Annotated in this window: 13 protein-coding genes; 4 read left to right on the top strand and 9 right to left on the bottom strand. The window is 67.3% G+C overall.

Annotated features, from left to right (window positions below; all coding sequences use genetic code 11):
- Window positions 1–572 precede the first annotated feature (572 nt).
- From V7Q42_RS08755 to moaA, 5 genes are all read right to left on the bottom strand, one after another.
- Window positions 573–2,579: a TRAP transporter large permease gene (locus tag V7Q42_RS08755; protein WP_333823607.1), complete on the bottom strand. Its 2,007-nt coding sequence runs from the start codon at window positions 2,577–2,579 to the stop codon at window positions 573–575.
- A gap of 78 nt (window positions 2,580–2,657) precedes the next feature.
- A complete protein-coding gene (locus V7Q42_RS08750; protein WP_333823606.1) occupies window positions 2,658–3,275 on the bottom strand; it encodes a TRAP transporter small permease subunit in 618 nt (205 codons plus the stop codon).
- Between the two features lie 346 nt (window positions 3,276–3,621).
- Window positions 3,622–4,689 (bottom strand): DUF475 domain-containing protein, encoded by a 1,068-nt coding sequence (locus V7Q42_RS08745; protein ID WP_333823605.1) that lies wholly within the window; start codon window positions 4,687–4,689, stop codon window positions 3,622–3,624.
- Between the two features lie 252 nt (window positions 4,690–4,941).
- Complete coding sequence (locus tag V7Q42_RS08740) at window positions 4,942–5,889, bottom strand: DMT family transporter (protein ID WP_333823604.1); 948 nt, start codon at window positions 5,887–5,889, stop codon at window positions 4,942–4,944.
- Between the two features lie 170 nt (window positions 5,890–6,059).
- Window positions 6,060–7,082, bottom strand: a complete 1,023-nt coding sequence (moaA, locus tag V7Q42_RS08735; RefSeq protein ID WP_333823603.1) for a GTP 3',8-cyclase MoaA — start codon at window positions 7,080–7,082, stop codon at window positions 6,060–6,062.
- Window positions 7,083–7,246: 164 nt separating this feature from the next.
- Here moaA and V7Q42_RS08730 point away from each other — a divergent pair, with 164 nt between their 5' ends.
- A complete protein-coding gene (locus V7Q42_RS08730) occupies window positions 7,247–7,612 on the top strand; it encodes a DUF971 domain-containing protein (protein WP_333823602.1) in 366 nt (121 codons plus the stop codon).
- 302 nt (window positions 7,613–7,914) lie between these two features.
- On the opposite strand, the gene V7Q42_RS08725 is transcribed toward V7Q42_RS08730, so the two are convergent.
- Window positions 7,915–8,526 (bottom strand): L,D-transpeptidase, encoded by a 612-nt coding sequence (locus tag V7Q42_RS08725; protein ID WP_333823601.1) that lies wholly within the window; start codon window positions 8,524–8,526, stop codon window positions 7,915–7,917.
- A 324-nt stretch (window positions 8,527–8,850) separates the two neighbouring features.
- Here V7Q42_RS08725 and V7Q42_RS08720 point away from each other — a divergent pair, with 324 nt between their 5' ends.
- Window positions 8,851–9,945 (top strand): DUF2336 domain-containing protein, encoded by a 1,095-nt coding sequence (locus V7Q42_RS08720; protein ID WP_333823600.1) that lies wholly within the window; start codon window positions 8,851–8,853, stop codon window positions 9,943–9,945.
- A gap of 430 nt (window positions 9,946–10,375) precedes the next feature.
- Here V7Q42_RS08720 and V7Q42_RS08715 read toward each other — a convergent pair whose 3' ends face one another.
- From V7Q42_RS08715 to V7Q42_RS08705, 3 genes are all read right to left on the bottom strand, one after another.
- Window positions 10,376–12,007 (bottom strand): fumarate hydratase, encoded by a 1,632-nt coding sequence (locus V7Q42_RS08715; protein WP_333823599.1) that lies wholly within the window; start codon window positions 12,005–12,007, stop codon window positions 10,376–10,378.
- 142 nt (window positions 12,008–12,149) lie between these two features.
- On the bottom strand, window positions 12,150–12,989 hold the full coding sequence (locus V7Q42_RS08710) for an N-acetylmuramoyl-L-alanine amidase (protein ID WP_333823598.1): 840 nt from the start codon (window positions 12,987–12,989) through the stop codon (window positions 12,150–12,152).
- A 106-nt stretch (window positions 12,990–13,095) separates the two neighbouring features.
- Window positions 13,096–13,728, bottom strand: coding sequence for a chloramphenicol acetyltransferase (locus tag V7Q42_RS08705; protein ID WP_442958180.1), 633 nt, complete (start codon window positions 13,726–13,728; stop codon window positions 13,096–13,098).
- Window positions 13,729–14,056: 328 nt separating this feature from the next.
- Here V7Q42_RS08705 and V7Q42_RS08700 point away from each other — a divergent pair, with 328 nt between their 5' ends.
- A complete protein-coding gene (locus tag V7Q42_RS08700; protein ID WP_333823596.1) occupies window positions 14,057–15,073 on the top strand; it encodes a class 1 fructose-bisphosphatase in 1,017 nt (338 codons plus the stop codon).
- 222 nt (window positions 15,074–15,295) lie between these two features.
- Entirely contained in the window at window positions 15,296–17,299 is a 2,004-nt protein-coding gene (gene tkt / locus V7Q42_RS08695) for a transketolase (protein WP_333823595.1), read from the top strand.
- The last annotated feature ends 16 nt before the right edge of the window (window positions 17,300–17,315 follow it).

Below are 17,315 nucleotides of genomic sequence, written 5' to 3'. Positions count from 1 at the left end.
AGAGGCACATTAAACGCATCAAATCAACATGATGGTCCAACCGCGCACAGGTCTCGTGATACCATCGGCCATTGAAAATGACCGATGGTATTCCCGACGCGAATTTCTCATGCCTCTGACGCAGATGAGAAATTCGCGTGTGTTCAAAGGCCGGGTGCGTCAGCACCTTCGGCCTTTGGTATGAGGCCCGCATCCGGTGCGACGCGGACCCCGCCCGCGACCGCCTTCGCTCCTCGCCGGCCACCGCTCGCGACCGCGGGGATGTCGCCGACGGTGGTCGCTCCCGCCCCCACTCTCCGCCCGCGGGCGGCGTCGGTCTCCCGCGCGAGGCGCGCCGCAGGCATGGCGTGGAACAGCGAGCCCGTCGCACGAGGCGCGACGCATCGCCGGAAACGCAGAAGGGGAGCCCTGGGGCTCCCCTTCGTGTTTCTTGATACCGAGTTCACGAAATTCGGACTCGTCCGAATTTCGTGAGTTACGACCTGACCGGCCGGCGCCCGTTCGGGCTTGCCTTCGCGGATGAAGTTCCGAACAGGTCGGAACTTCATCCGCTCGGTATGAGTGCGTCGACCTCAGAACTTCGGCGGTCCGCCGAGGTCGAGACCGGGGATCTCGATCTGCGGGATGTTGTTGAGTTGCTCGAGCGCCTTCTTCTGGTCTTCGAGGTTCACCTTCTCCTTCGCCGAGACCACCATCCCCGGCGTGGTGATCACCAGCGTCACCATGATCAGCTGGATGACGACGAAGGGCACCGCACCCCAATAGATCTCGGAGGTCTTCACCGGCGCCATGGTCTGGCCGGTGATCTTGTCCTTGTAGGGATTGCGCGGGGCGACCGAGCGCAGGAAGAACAGGGCGAAGCCGAAGGGCGGATGCATGAACGACGTCTGCATGTTGACGCCCATCATCACGCCGAACCAGATGATCATCGTCTTGGCGATGTCCTCCGGTGTCGTCAGGTTGAACTGAGCCGCCAGCGCCAGCGCCGTCGGGTCGGTGGTGAAGATCTTCTCGACCGCAGGCTTCAACAGCGGGATGACGATGAACGCCAGCTCGAAGAAGTCGAGGAAGAAGGCGAGCAGGAAGACCGCGATGTTGACGATGATCAGGAAGCCGTAGAGGCCGCCCGGCAGCGACGACAGCATCTCCTCGACCCAGACGTGGCCGTTCACCCCGTAGAAGGTGAGCGAGAAGACGCGCGCGCCGACCAGGATGAAGAGCACGAAGGCCGAGAGCTTGGCGGTGGATTCCGCCGCCTGCTTGACGATGGCGAAATTGAACCGGCTCGGGTCCTTGTCGATCGTCCGCTTCAGCCAGGCGAGCAGCAGCGCGCCGGAAGCGCCCATGGCGCCGCCTTCGGTCGGCGTCGCGACGCCGATGAAGATGGTGCCGAGCACCAGGAAGATCAGCGCCAGCGGCGGCACCATGACGAAGGTCACCTGCTGGGCGATCTTCGACAGGAAGCGGAAGCCGAACAGACGGTCCGTCACCCAGTTGACGCAGGCCACCGCGAAGGAGAAGCCGACCGACACCGACATCGCCAGGATGACGAAGTCGGCGCCGCCCTTGATCGAGGTGCGGCTCATCACCGCCCAGCCGACGATGCCGGAGACCATCACCAGGAAGGCGAGCGAGAGGATGCCGCGGTTCTCCTTGCCGGAGAGCAGCACCTTGACCAGCTTCACCAGGAACAGCACCGCACCGACGGTGAACAGCGCCAGGAAGCCCGAGAACACGATGTCGTGCACCGTGCCTTCGGCGGAGAAGGCCGCCGAGAAGGTGCCGCGCAGCGTCGGGATGAAGCCGACCGCCGCCACCGCCATGCCGGAGAGCAGCAGCAGCGCGTTGATGCGCGCCATCCGCGACGCCGTCGGGCCGTCACCCTCCTGGAAGCCGACCGCCGAGGCCGGCAGACCCGGAGCCGCCTTGGGGAAGATCACCGTGACCAGGAAGACGTAGAGCGCATAGAGGCTCGACAGCACCAGTCCGGGGACGAAGGCGCCCTCGTACATGGCACCGACGTCGGCACCGAGCTGGTCGGCCATGACGATCAGCACCAGCGACGGCGGGATGATCTGGGCGAGTGTGCCCGACGCGGCGATGACGCCGGTGGCGAGACGCCGATCGTAGCCGTAGCGCAGCATGATCGGCAGCGAGATCAGGCCCATCGAGATGACCGAGGCCGCGACGACGCCGGTGGTCGCGGCGAGCAGTGCGCCGACGAAGATCACCGCATAGGCGAGGCCGCCGCGCACCGTGCCGAACAGCTGGCCGATGGTGTCGAGCAGATCCTCCGCCATGCCCGACCGTTCCAATATCAACCCCATGAAGGTGAAGAACGGAATGGCCAGCAGCACGTCGTTGTTCATGATGCCGTAGATGCGCTCGGGGAGCGTCTGCAGCAGGATCCAGTCGAGGTTGATGTTGCCGCTGGAGTAGGGCGCCAGTTCGACGCCGATCCAGAAGAAGAAGAGGCCGCAGCCGGCGAGCGAGAAGGCCACCGGATAGCCGAGGAGCAGGAACACCACCAACGATGCGAACATGATCGGGGCGATGTTGTGGGCGATGAACGCAGCCATGAGGTCGGTCCGAGAAGCGAGTGAGCGGAGCCGACCCGCGCCCTCGCCCGGCGAGGGGGATCGGCCTGGGCGGGAACGTCAGTGGGCGGACTTCGCCTTGTCTTCGGCAGCGGCGGCCTCGGTGGCCGCGAGCAGGCGCTCGGCTTCGGCCTCGGCCGCGGCGTGATGGCCGCCGGCAGTATGGGCGTCCTCGATCAGACCACGCATCACCGCGATGCGCTTGATCAGCTCCGAGAGAGCCTGGATGAAGAGGACGACGAACCCGGCGAGGACCAGGAACTTCGCCGGCCACTGCGGCAGACCGCCGGCCGAGAAGGACTGCTCGTTCGCTTCATAGGAGGCGAGGAAGAAGGGCAGAGCCGTCCACACGATCACCGCCGCCATCGGCAGCAGGAAGAAGATGTGGCCGATGAGCTCGATGATGTTGCGCGTCTTGCGCGACAGGCTCGAGTTCACGATGTCGATGCGGATGTGCTCGTTGGCCTGCAGCGTCCAGGACGCACACAGCAGGAAGACCGCTCCGAACAGCATCCACTGCGCTTCGAGCCAGGCGTTCGACGACATGTCGAAGAGCTTGCGGATGACGGCGTTCACCGTCGAGATCACGATCGCCGCCACCAGGAGCCAGGCGACGAGGCGCCCCATCCGTACGGTGACCGCGTCGACGGATCGCGAGAATGCGATGAGGGCGTTCAAGCTGGTATCCTCCCAAACCCGAGCTTTCTTCGGGCCAGTTTTATAGACTGGTCAGAAGATTTATCCAGAGGGGATTCGACCCGGTTCTGTGCCGGTTTCGCCTGCCACCCCTTCCGCTCGCCGCGTGCCGCCGCCTCTTTCGTCGTCGCGCGCGCGGATCGCCTCCTATAGCAAGGTCCCGACGAAAGTCCTAGCCGCCAGCGCCCGCGGCGCCGGGGATTTCCGGTCGGTTCGTATGGCGAACGGGCCTGTGCTGCGGCGTGCCGAGGTCCTCGGCGCGCCGCCGACGGTGCCGGTGTCCCGGCGACCGAGGTCGGGATGGTCGGGTGCCCTGCCGAAGGCGATCTCAGGATGTCGCGTCGCGTTCCGCCCGATGGTTGAAGCGGATCGACGACCACCACGAGATACCGATCAGCGCCGCGCCGCCGAGGCCGGTGAACACCTCCGGGATGTGGATCAGCGTCTGGGCGTACATGATCACCGACAGGATGACGATCGCGTAGAAGGCGCCGTGTTCCAGGTAGCGGTATTCGGTGAGCGTGCCCTTGTCGACCAGCATGATGGTCATCGAGCGCACGTACATGGCGCCGATGCCGAGACCGATGGCGATGACGAAGAGGTTCTGGGTGAGCGCGAAAGCGCCGATGACGCCGTCGAAGGAGAAGCTGGCGTCGAGCACTTCGAGATAGAGGAAGGCGCCGAGCCCGCCGCGCGCCGCCTGGGACAGCGTCTCCTGCGAGGCGTCGAGCATCGCCCCCAGCACCTCGACCGCGAGGAAGGTGAGGAGGCCGTAGATCGCCGAATAGACGAAGGTGATCGCATCCTTCTCCGAAAGCAGGCTGGAGAAGCCGAGCATCAGCACCAGCACGACGGCGATCTCGATCCCCTTGATCGTCGCCGACCGCGCCATGAAACGCTCGGGCAGGTCGATCCAGTGCACCTCCTTCTCGTGATCGAAGAAGTAGGTGAGCCCGACCATCAAGAGGAAGGTGCCGCCGAAGGCGGCGATCGGCAGGTGCGCATCCTGCATGATGCGCGCGTATTCCTCCGGCCGGGTCGCCGCGAGATGGAGCGCTTCGATCGGTCCGATCCGCGCCGCCACCGCGACGATCGCCAGCGGGAAGACGACGCGCATGCCGAAGACGGCGATGACGATGCCCCAGGTGAGGAACCGATGACGCCACGCCGGCGTCATGTCCTTCAGCTTGTTGGCGTTGACGATGGCGTTGTCGAAGGAGAGCGAGATCTCCAGCACCGCCAGCACCGCGCAGATGAAGAAGACGGTGCCGGTGCCGGCGATCGTGCCGGTCGACTGCCAGCCGAGCGCCGCCCCGAGCGCCAGCCCGGCGCCGGTGACGATGAGAGCCCATTTGAAGTAATCGAAGAAGCCCTTCCCGGACGCCTCGCCGCTCATCGCGCACCTCCTGCAACTCGCTGGTCGGAGCATCCGCTCTCACGGATACGGTCGCCGCGCCGGATCATGCGGGCGCGCGAAGAATCGATCTCGGTCATGGTGGCAACGAGGAGACGCCGGCGCGTGGACGGCGGTACCGACATCACGAGAGCGCCGACGTCTCTCGCCAGAGGGGCCCGGTACCGGGTGTCGTGGGGCGAGCGGAACCGGTTCGCCGACACCCCACACAGGTCGGACGAATCGGCCCTTTCGTCAAGAGGGATCGCCGTCGGCTCCCCCCACCGACGGGTGGGCGGCAGCGGGCCGTGTCACGGCGCGGCGGGCGCGTTCGCGATGGAACGAATAGAGCCCGGTGCCGACGACGATCGCCGCCCCGATCAGCGTGGCCATGTCCGGGTATTGGCCGAAGACGACGATGCCGAACACGAACGACCAGACGAGCAGCGTGTAGCGGAAGGGTGCGATCGCCGAGGTCTCGGCGAACCGGGTGGCGAAGAGCAGGAAGACGTAGCCGGACAGCAGCGTCACCGCGTTGGCCGCCACCAGAGCGCCGGTGAAGCCGTCCGGCACGATCCACTCGACGCGTTTGCCGACCAGATGCTCGAACGGCCACAGTGCCAGTCCGAGCGCCGTCACCGCCAGCGCCGTGACGAAAGTGACCAGCGAAGCGGGGGCGGAGGCCGGCAGGCGTGCCGTCGAGATGTCGCGCAGCGCGACGAAGGCGACCGAGATCAACACCGCGATCGACCAGGCGTCGAAGCCGGCGAGCCCCGGCCGCACGATGACCATCACGCCGATGAAGCCGACGGCGATCGCCGCCCAGCGCCGTGGCCCGACCTCTTCGCCGAGAAACAGCGCGGCGCTCGCCGTCATGGCGAGCGGCGTGGCCTGGAACACCGCCGAGACATTGGCGATCGGCATGTGCACCAGCGCCACCAGATAGAACAGCGTCGCCCCGACCTCGCCGACGAGCCGGAGCCCCATCAACGGTTCGAACATCGTCCGCCACGCCCGTCCGGTGCCCGCCCAGACGACCACGAGGCCGACGATCACCGAAGCGATCGCGCCGCGCAGGAAGATCGCCTCGCCGAGCGGCAGCGACTGCGTGACGTATTTCACCAGCGTGTCGGAGGTGATGAACGAGAACATCGCGACGTTCATCGCGAGGATGCCGCGCGAATTGTCCCGGGAGGGAGCCATGGAGAATCCCGATGGAGGGCTGAAGGATCCGAAATCGCATAGCCGATCGCCTCGGCGCCGACCATTCACGCTCTCGCGACCCGGCTCCGCGCGGCACGCCGGGCTCGCCCCGAGCGGCCGTATCGACGCGACGTCCGAGCTTTCGTGGCGGATGCCGACGGGCGGGGTGGTCAGCCGCCGGTGGTGCTCATGTGGCGCAGGATCGACGGACCGGCGCCCGAGCGCTCGATGACGAAGTCGTGGCCCTTGGGTTTGCGGTCGATCGCGCCCTCGATCGCCCGGTCGATCGCCTCGTCGCCGTCGCTGGTGCGCAGCACCTTGCGCAGGTCGACGGCGTCGTTCTGGCCGAGGCACATGTAGAGCGTGCCGGTGCAGGTCAGCCGGACCCGGTTGCAGCTCTCACAGAAATTGTGGGTCATCGGCGTGATGAAGCCGAGCCGCCCGCCGGTCTCCGCCACCCGCACGTAGCGTGCCGGGCCGCCGGAGCGATGGTCGATGTCGGAGAGCGTGAAGCGGCTCTCGAGATCGGTGCGCACCTTGGAGAGCGGCAGATACTGATCGATCCGGTCGCCGCCGATCTCGCCGAGCGGCATCGTCTCGATCAGCGTCAGGTCCATGCCGCGCCCATGGGCGAAGCGCAGGAGGTCGTCGATCTCGGACTCGTTGAAGTCCTTCACCGCCACCGTGTTGAGCTTGACCGAGAGCCCGGCGGCGAGCGCCGCATCGATGCCGGCGAGCACCGGAGCGAGTTCGCCCCAGCGGGTGATGCCGCGGAACTTCTCCGCATCGAGCGTGTCGAGCGAGACGTTGATGCGGCGGATGCCGACGGCGGCGAGGTCGCCGGCGTGTTTCGCCAACTGCGAGCCGTTGGTGGTCAGGGTCAGCTCGTCGAGGCCGTCGCCGAGATGGCGCGCCAGCGAGCCGATCAACGTCATCACGCCCTTGCGCACCAGCGGTTCGCCGCCGGTGAGACGGATCTTGCGCGTCCCCAGCCGCACGAAGGCGGAGCACAGCCGATCGAGCTCCTCGAGGCTGAGCACATCCTTCTTGGGCAGGAAGGTCATGTCTTCCGACATGCAGTAGTGGCAGCGGAAATCGCAGCGGTCCGTCACCGAGACGCGCAGGTAACTGATCGATCGACCGAAGGGGTCGACCAACCGCGACCGTCCGTCCTCACCCACCACGAAAGCCATGTCCCACTCCACCGCCGGCGCCGGCGAGGTCGTCGCCGCGCCGTCCGTCGGGGTGAACCATATGTCGCGGGGCGTCGCCGTCAACCGGCGTCGGTGAGACTTGCGCATCCCCGGTCACCGACCTATGTCCCGCAGGAACCCGAGAAGCGAGGAGTTGCGCCGCGATGACCACCCGGACCGTCCGCCCGACCGAGATTCGTCTGACCAAGGACCGGCGGACCCTGATCGTCTCCTTCGACGGCGGCGAACGCCACGAGTTGCCGGCCGAATTCCTACGCGTCATGAGCCCCTCGGCCGAAGTCCAGGGCCATTCGGCGGCCGAGCGCAAGACCGTCGGTGGCAAGCGCGACGTCGAGATCCTCGGCATCGAGCCGGTCGGCAACTACGCCGTCCGCCTGAACTTCGACGATCTTCACGACACCGGCATCTACACCTGGGTCCATCTCGCCGAGCTCGGCCGTGACCACGACATGCTCTGGGCGCGCTACCTCGAAGAGCTCGCCGCCAAGGGCCTCGAGCGCGAGAAGTGAGCCTCGCGTTGGGCCCGTCGCTTCCCTCGGAACGGGCGAAGCGACCGCTGCATCGGAGCCGGCCGGCCGCTTCCCTGCGCGATGGATCGCGGCCCCGCTCGCGCGGGGCACCTCACCATGAAGCGCCTGCTCCCTCCGTTCCGATCTCACACCCTTCATGGTGAGGTGCGAGCGGAGCGAGCCTCGAACCATCGCACGGCGCACGCCTCGCTCGACGTCCGCGCGCCGTCACGCCGCCCGAAAACGAAAGAAGCCGGAGGTCTCCCTCCGGCTTCTTCGCGTTTCGCGGTGTTCGCGATCGATCAGTTGATCACCACCACCCGGGCGCCGACCTTGACGCGCTCGTAGAGGTCGGTGACGTCGTCGTTGGTCATGCGGAAGCAGCCCGACGACACGGCCTGACCGATGGTCCAGGGCTCGTTGGAGCCGTGGATGCGGTAGAAGGTCGAGCCGATGTACATGGCGCGGGCGCCGAGCGGGTTGTCCGGACCGCCGGGCATGTAGGCCGGCAGGTGAGGCTGGCGGCGGCGCATCTGCGGCGGCGGGGTCCAGCCCGGCCATTCGGCCTTGCGGGTCACCGAGTGGGCACCGGCCCAGGCGAAGCCCGGACGGCCGACGCCGATGCCGTAACGCAGCGCCTTGCCGTCGCCGAGGACGAGATAGAGGCGGCGCTCCGCGGTGTTCACCACGATGGTGCCCTTGCCGTACTTCGGATCGAAGCTCACCACCTCGCGCTGGATCGGCGTGTAGGAGGGACCACCGGACGAGTAGCCGGCCGATCCGGGACCTTCGACCAGATTGCCCATCGCGTCGTAACGCACCTGAACGCCCGGATTGTATTCCGCGTCGGCCCGCATCGGGAGTGCCATCACCCCGATCGCCACGGCCGCCGCCACAAGCATCGTCCTGCTCATGCCGTCCTCGTCGATCTTCAGTAGCTGAAATGCATACGTCTTCCGGGTGACGCGTCACCCCGAAACCCGACGGCATAATGTCCGCCGAGCGTCGCCGGAACAAGACACGCCGACGTGAGGAGACGGCTCGAATTCGGCCTCCTGCGTTATTTCGGTGACGCTGTGTTCCCCCTGCAACGCCCCTCCCTCCGACCTCCGTGAATTTCGTCGAATTCGTCACGGAACTCCGCCCCTCCCGTTAAACAATGCCTAATGAAGATCACCGATGATCGTCCGATTGGTGGTGTCTCGACGAGGAAGTCTCGTCGGTTCCAAGGAACGTCGATGGCTCTCGATTCGACACATCTCGATCTGCTCGCGCGCGATACGAGCACCACGGGGCGAGGACGACTTCTCGGCGATCTGACGCGTCTGATTCTCGTCGAGCGCGAAGCCGACGAGACCGAACTCGAAATCTTCTTCGACATCGTTCGCGCCATCCTGACGACCGCCGCCGCCAGCGACCGCCGCGAGTTCGCCGAGGTCGCCGCCGATCACGGCAAGGTGCCCCACGACGTCATTCTCGTTCTCGCCGAAGACGAGATTCGCGTCGCCGAACCGGTTTTGCAGCGCGCGGTCGATCTGACCGATCTCGATCTGATCTCGCTCGCCGAGACCAAGGGCGACGAACACCGCATGGCGATCGCCGCCCGCGTCAGTCTCTCCGGAGCCGTCACCGACGTCCTGGTTCGTCACGGTTCGGACGCCGTCCTTCATCGCCTGGGAACCAACCCCGGCGCCGAGTTCACCGACGACGGCGCTCGCGAACTGCAGCATCGTGCCGAACGGGACGAGGAACTGTTCCGCATTCTCATCGAGCGTCCGGACCTCGCCGACGTGCTGGCGCGCTGCATGCGCGACACCTTGCGGCGCATCGTCGAGAAGTCGAAGGAGAGCCACGAGACCGCCGTGGCCGCCGCCCGCACCCGCTCGTCGAACGGCCCCAAGGTCCTGGACGCGTCGACCGGGTCGGAAGCCCCGGCCAAGCGCGCCGCATCGCATCTCGACGAACGCCCGGACGTCGCCCGCCTCGTCGGCCGCATCCGCGCCGGCGAAATGACCCTCGACGCCGCCGTCGTCGAACTCGCCGATGCCGATCATCACGCCGATCTCGCCTGCCTGCTCGGCGAGATCGCCGGGATCGACGAGAGCCAGGTGCTGCGCGTCCTGGTCCGTGCCGACAGCGTCGGTATCGCCACCGTCACCCGTGGTCTCGATGTCGGCGAAGCGGCCTACGCTCGCATCGTCGAACTGCGTCAGCGCCGCCTCAAATTCTCGTCCGGTCAGGCCCGCTTCGAGCGGGAGCACTACGGCCGCGTCGACGCCGCCGAAGCCAAGGCCACCATCACCCAACACGGCGGCCGCCGCGCCCGCGCCTGATCACCGCGTTCCGGAAACGAAGACCCCCGCGCCGAGCGATCGACGCGGGGGTCTCGGTATTCGAACCCGCTCCGGCCGGGGTCGCGGCTCGGCTTCTCCACGTCGGCGTCGGGAAGCCGAGCGGGTCGGTTTCGACGGTCGGCCAAGAGGACGCGCCGCGGAGACCGCGTCACGTTTCCCTCGGCCGTCGTCCCCGGCGAGCGGAGCGAGGGAAGGGGACCCGCTCGCTTTTCGCCCCGACGAAGCGCCGATGGATCCCCTTCCCCTCCGCTTCGCTTCAGCCGGGGATGACGGCATCTGGTCCGGTCGAACTCGGAAGCGACCCGCAGCCTCGGCCCAGGTTCAATTCCTTGAAGAAGTCGTTCCATCCCATGTCGGCTGTTGCCGACATGGGCAGCATGGAAGCAAGGGGAACGACCGACCCGCAGCCTCAGCCCAGATTGAGCTCCTTGAAGAAGTCGTTCCCCTTGTCGTCGCAGACGATGAAGGCGGGGAAGTCGACGACGTCGATGCGCCAGATCGCTTCCATGCCGAGTTCCGGGTACTCGATGCACTCGACTCGTCTGATGCAGTCCTGGGCGAGACGCGCCGCCGGGCCGCCGATCGAGCCGAGGTAGAAGCCGCCGTACTTCTTGCAGGCGTCGCGCACCGCCGCCGAGCGGTTGCCCTTGGCGAGCATGATCATCGATCCGCCGAACGACTGGAACTGGTCGACGTAACTGTCCATGCGGCCGGCGGTGGTCGGACCGAACGAGCCGGACGGCATGCCCTCCGGGGTCTTGGCCGGACCGGCGTAGTAGATCGGATGGTTCTTGAAGTACTCGGGCATGCCCTCGCCCTTCTCCAGCCGCTCGCGGATCTTGGCGTGGGCGAGGTCGCGGGCGACGATCAGCGAGCCGGTCAGCGACAGCCGGGTCTTGATCGGATACTTGGTCAGCTCGGCCAGAACGTCCGCCATCGGCCGGTTCAGGTCGATCTTGACGACGCCGTCGTCGAGATGGTCGTCGGTGATCTCCGGCAGGTACTGCGCCGGATCGTGCTCGAGCTGTTCGATGTAGATGCCGTCCCGGGTGATCTTGCCCAGGCACTGACGGTCGGCCGAGCACGAGACGCCCATGCCGATCGGCAGCGATGCGCCGTGACGCGGCAGGCGGATGACGCGGACGTCGTGGCAGAAGTACTTGCCGCCGAACTGCGCGCCGACACCCGAGGCCTGGGTGATCTTCAGCACCTTCTCTTCCATGTCGAGGTCACGGAAGGCGTGGCCGAGTTCGGTGCCTTTGGTCGGCAGGGCGTCGAGGTAGCGCGCCGAGGCGAGCTTCACCGTCTTGAGGTTCAGTTCGGCCGAGGTGCCGCCGATGACGATGGCGAGGTGGTAGGGCGGGCAGGCGGCTGTGCCGAGGGTGAGGATCTTCTCGGCGATGAAGCCGAGCATCCGCTCCTCGGTCAGCATCGAGGGGGTCTGCTGGAACAGATAGGTCTTGTTGGCCGAGCCGCCGCCCTTGGCCATGAACAGGAACTTGTAGGCGTCCTCGCCCTCTTCGTAGATGTCGATCTGCGCCGGGAGATTGTTGCGGGTGTTCTTCTCCTCGAACATGGTGATCGGCGCCAGCTGCGAATAGCGCAGGTTGCGGCGGAAGTAGGCGTCGCGCACGCCCTCGGCCAGTGCCTGCTCGTCACCGCCCCTGGTGAAGACGCGACGGCCCTTCTTTCCCATGACGATGGCGGTGCCGGTGTCCTGGCACATAGGCAGCACGCCGCCGGCCGAGATCGAGGCGTTCTTGAGGAGGTCGAGAGCGACGAACTTGTCGTTCTCGGTCGCCTCCGGGTCCTTCAGGATCTTGGCGAGCTGGGCGAGGTGGCCCGGCCGCAGGAAATGGTTGATCTCGCCCATCGCCGCTTCGGAGAGGAGGCGCAGCGCCTCCGGCTCGACCACCAGCATCTCCTCGCCCTGGAAGCTCTCGACCTTGACGTGGTCGGAGGTGAGCTTGCGCCACGGGGTGGTGTCTTTGCCGAGCGGGAACATCTCGGAGTATTGGAACGCCGGCGTCTCGGTGGTCATCGAGGGGGTCTCCCGAAGGGCGCGAAGGGTCGCGCCGGGCCTGCGGCGGAACGCCGCGACGATCGCCGCGTTCTAGACCCGTTGTGCGGCCGCGCCAAGGCGTCGATTGGTCGGAGGAGCCCCGTGCCGCGCACGCTTCCGCTCACGCCAGATGGGCCGAATGCACCCAACCCGATCGCCGCGCCCGGCCGTCGCCGTCGAGCACCGCGACGTCGAACCAGCGCCCGTCGCGCTCGCTCGGCCGCACCAGCGTGCCCTGCGGCAGAAGCTCGAGGACCGAGAACCCGGTGCCCGGGCCGCTCCTGAGATTGAGCCCACCCTTCGCCGCGACCCGCAGCGCCGGATCGCCGTCCTCGTCGCGGCCGCTGCCGATCACGGCGGCGCGCAGCCGCTCCATCGCGAAGGCCGGGCCGGGATCGGACTTGCGGGTCGGCGCGATGTCGTCGTGCCCGACGATCTCGGCGATGCCGTAGGTCTCGCGAAGCGCCCGGGCGATCTCGGTCAGAGCGCGCAACTGCGCCTCCGGATAGGGCTCCCAGCCGATGGGGCCGCGCGATCCGTCCGGATTGCCGTTGCGGTGCACTGCCATCACCGGATCGGGGATCGGCACGCCGGACGAGGTCACCCAGGCCGCGCCGCGTCGCGTGAGGTCGCCCCAATTGGCCAGTTCGATGCCGAGCGAATGGCGATTGAGCCCGACGAGGCCCTGCCACTGCGATCGCCCCGCGTGCCAGGCGACGGTGTCGAAGGGCACGCACTGGATCACCGATCCGTCGCGGTCGATCACCAGATGCGCCGAGGACGAGCGGTTCTGCGATGAGCGGAACCACTCGGCCGACGATCGGCCGCTCGCCCCCGCGGTGAAGTGGATCACCAGAAGGCGCGGCGTCTCGGCGAAGAGGCCGCCGGTGTTGGGCGAGAGCAGGAGGTCGACCGCGCGCCCTTCGGCGACGAGGCGATGCTTACGGATGGAGAAGGTCATCGTCGGGATCCTCGGCGGGATGAGATCCGACGATGATGAGGTCGCGAACGCGAGCGGGGAGAAGTCGGGCGCGCCCCCCGCCGGAGCCCCGCCGCCGGAGCGGCGTTCACCGCGGGACTTCGCCCTCCCACCTGTCGAGGAAGGCTTCGACCGAGAGCGAGCGGAAATCCGGCACGGCGCGGCGCAGGTCGCGATGCGCCCAGTCCCACCAGGCGAGCCGGTCGAGCCGCTCGGAAATCTCTTCCGAGAAACGCCGGCGGACGACCCGCGCCGGATTGCCGGCGACGATGGTGTAGGGCGCGACGTTCTTGGTCACGACCGCGCCGGCGCCGACGATGGCGCCGTTGCCGATCGACCGCCCCGGCAGCACGATCGCCGCCCGGCCGATCCACACGTCGTGACCGACGACGACCCGCTGCGCCCGCCGCTTCTCGAACTCCTCCGCCTCGTCGGCGACGTCCTCGAAATATTGCCAGGAGCGATAGGTGAAGTGCGCCTGGGCGGCGCGTTCCATCGGATGGTTGGCCGGGTTGAGGCCGGTGAGCGCGCCGATCGAGACGAATTTGCCGATGTCGGAATAGACGATCTCGCAGTCGTTGACGGCGTAGGAGTAGTCGCCGAAGACGCTCTCGATCACCGTCGTCCGCGCCCCCACCTTGCAGTACTTGCCGAAGCGGCTGTCGCGCACGACCGAAGTCTCGTGCATCAGCGGTTTGGCGCCGAGCCGCTTCTTACGCAGGTGTGGCGCGAGTTTCTCCTCGCCGTGAGCCGCGCCGCCGGATGACGATTCACTGGAATTCATGTTTTGCCAGCCATTCCTTGCCGAATCGCGGAGCCGATACGTCGCGGAATACGGAGATTTGCGCTCCGTATGTTCACGAGGACGTCGCTTTCTTCGACCAATACCGACGAAATGTCGAGATGCGTAGGTTGCGAAACGAGCGTAGTCGGGGCATCTGAAGAGCGACGTCGCCGGTTCGATCGCCCGTTTTTCCGAGCGCGACGCGATCACCCGCGAACCGCCGTCGCCCTCCGACGGCCGAAACGACAACCGAGGACGATACCCGATGAAGAACGAGAGCCTGTGGTCCTTCCTGGAGAAGTGGGCCGGCCGCGACCGCATGCGCCGCGACATCGCCGCCACCGTCAACGCCCTCGCCGATGCCGGCCGTGACATCGCCGCGCTGGTCTCCGACGGCCCGCTCGCCGGCGAACTCGCCGCCGCCGTCACCGAGAACGTTCAGGGCGAAGTCCAGAAGTTCCTCGATCTTCATTCCAACGAGTTGCTGGTCGAAGCCTGCAAGCGCGCGCCGGTCGCCGCCATCGCTTCGGAAGAGCTCGACCATCCGATCGCCATCCACGACGACGGCACCGTCCTCGTCGCCGTCGATCCGCTCGACGGCTCGTCGAACATCGACACCAACGTGTCGATCGGCACCATCTTCTCGGTGCTGCCGGCGCCCGACCATGTCGACGCCTCCACCCACGACGCCTTCCTGCAGAAGGGCCGCGACCAGCTCGCCGCCGGCTACATCCTCTACGGGCCGCAGACGACCCTGGTGATGACGGTGGGCGAGGGGACGCAGATGTTCACCCTCGACCGTCGTCGCGGCACCTTCATCCTCACCAACCCCGCCATGCGGATCCCGGAGCGGACTCGGGAATTCGCCATCAACTCGTCGAACCAGCGCCACTGGAACGAGCCGACCAAGCGCTACATCGAAGAGTGCATCCACGGCATGGAAGGGGCGCGCGGCGAAGACACCAACATGCGCTGGGTCGGCAGCCTCGTCGCCGACGGCCACCGCATCCTGGTGCGCGGCGGCGTCTATCTCTATCCGGCCGACAAGCGCAAGGGCTACCAGGAGGGTCGCCTCCGCCTCGTCTACGAGTCGAACCCGATCGGTTGGGTCGTCGAGCAGGCCCACGGCGCCGTGTCGACCGGCAACGAGAACATCCTCGATCTCGAGCCGAGCATCCTGCATCAGCGCGTGCCGCTGGTCTTCGGCTCCGCGCACGAGGTCCAGCGCATCGAGAGCCACCACATCCTCGACGAGGACGAGGTCGTCTCCGCCGCGCAGTGACCGGGCTCCGGCGGCGGATCCGCACCCCAAGACGCCTCGCCGACGGGCGAGACCAATCGACGCGCGGCCGGCTTCGGCCGCGCGTTTTCGTGTCTCGCCCGTTGACATTCAGGCCTCGGTCTGGCGGTTGACGGTCGGGCCGTGGTTCACCACGGGAACGAGAACACCTGAGGAAACCCCGGCCGACCCGAATACGGGCGTCGGGCGAAAAGGAGAAGCGAGATGACCGTGACCGCGACCGACGGCCTGACCTGGAAGGTCTCCGCCGCCATCCGCGCCCTGGCCATGGACGCCGTCGAACAGGCCAAGTCCGGCCACCCCGGCGCGCCGATGGGCATGGCCGACATCGCCTCGGTGCTGTGGCTGAATCACCTGCGCTTCGACCCGAAGAAGCCGAGCTGGCCCGATCGCGACCGCTTCGTGCTGTCCAACGGCCACGGCTCGATGCTGATGTACGCGCTGCTGCATCTGACCGGCTTCGATCTGACGATCGACGACCTGAAGCAGTTCCGCCAGCTCCATTCCAAGACCCCGGGCCACCCCGAATACGGCTACACCCCCGGCGTCGAGACCACCACCGGCCCGCTCGGTCAGGGCATCGCCAACGCCGTCGGCATGGCCATCGCCGAGAAGACCCTCGCCGCCCAGTTCAATCGCCCCGGCCACGACATCGTCGACCACCGCACCTGGGTCTTCGTCGGTGACGGCTGCCTGATGGAGGGCGTCTCCCACGAAGCCTGCTCGCTCGCCGGCACCCTCGGTCTCGGCAAGCTCAAGGTGGTCTGGGACGACAACGGCATCTCGATCGACGGCAAGGTCGGCGAGTGGTTCGGCGAAGACGTCTGCGGCCGCTACGAAGCCTACGGCTGGCACGTCATCCGCGACGTCGACGGCCACGATCCGAAGGCGCTCGACGCCGCGATGACCGCCGCGTCCGCCGTGACGGACAAGCCGGTGCTGATCCAGGCCAGGACCGTCATCGGCAAGGGCGCGCCCAAGAAGCAGGGCACCGAGGGCTGCCACGGCGCCCCCCTCGGCGCCGAGGAGATCGCCGGCGTCCGCGCCGCGATGAACTGGGATCATGCCCCGTTCGAGATCCCCGACGACGTCTACGCCGCCTGGGATCGCACCACCCGTGGTGGCGAACTCTCCGGCAACTGGGAGAGCCGTTTCGAGGCCTATGCGAAGGCCCATCCCGATCTCGCCGCCGAATTCACCCGTCGCGTCGGCCACGCGCTGCCGGCCGACTTCGAAGCCTTCGCCGCCGGCATCATCGCCGAGGTCGCGGCCAAGGGCGAGACCATCGCCACCCGCAAGGCGTCGCAGAACGCGCTCAACCTGCTCGCGCCGAAGCTGCCCGAGTTCCTCGGCGGTTCGGCCGACCTGACCCATTCGAACCTGACCAACTACAAGGGTCAGACCCCGATCACCCGCAACCCGGCCGGCGACGCGGTGCTCTACGGCGTGCGCGAGTTCGGCATGACGGCGATCGCCAACGGCGCCTCGCTGCACGGCGGCTTCCTGCCCTACGTCGCCACCTTCCTGGTCTTCTCCGACTATGCCCGCAACGGCGTGCGCATGTCGGCGCTGATGAAGCAGAAGGTGGTGCACGTCTACACCCACGACAGTATCGGCCTCGGCGAGGACGGCCCGACCCATCAGCCGGTCGAGCATGCCGAAGCGCTGCGCGTCATCCCGGGCCTCGACGTCTGGCGGCCCTGCGACGCGGTCGAAACCCAGGCCGCCTGGGTCTCCGCCGTCTCCCGTGCCGACGGCCCGTCGGCGTTGCTGCTGTCGCGTCAGAACCTGCCGCATCAGGCCCGCACGCCCGGTCAGATCGCCGAGATCTCGAAGGGTGGTTACGTGCTCGTCGAGGCGGCCGAGCCGAAGGCGGTCATCGTCGCCACCGGTTCGGAAGTGGCGCTCGCCGTCGCCGCCGCCGAGGCGCTCGGCGAAGAGGGGATCGCGGTGCGCGTCGTCTCCATGCCCTGCGTCGAAGCCTTCGAGCGTCGCCCGAAGGCCGAGCGCGACGCTATCCTGCCGAACCTGCCGACCGTCGTGGTCGAGGCCGGCACGACCCGCGGCTGGTGGAAGGTCGCCGGCCGCGACGGCGCGGTGATCGGCATCGACCGCTTCGGCGAGAGCGCGCCGGAGAAGGCGCTGTGGCCGCTCTTCGGCATGACCGCCGACAACGTCGTCGCCACGGTGAAGGGTCTGCTCGGCTGAGCCGCCGGATCGTCAC

The organism is Pinisolibacter sp. (genome assembly GCF_036782435.1).
Lineage (GTDB): Bacteria > Pseudomonadota > Alphaproteobacteria > Rhizobiales > Ancalomicrobiaceae > CALBKH01.
Note: the sequence above shows the minus strand (reverse complement) of the source record. Positions and strands in the feature narration are given on the sequence as shown.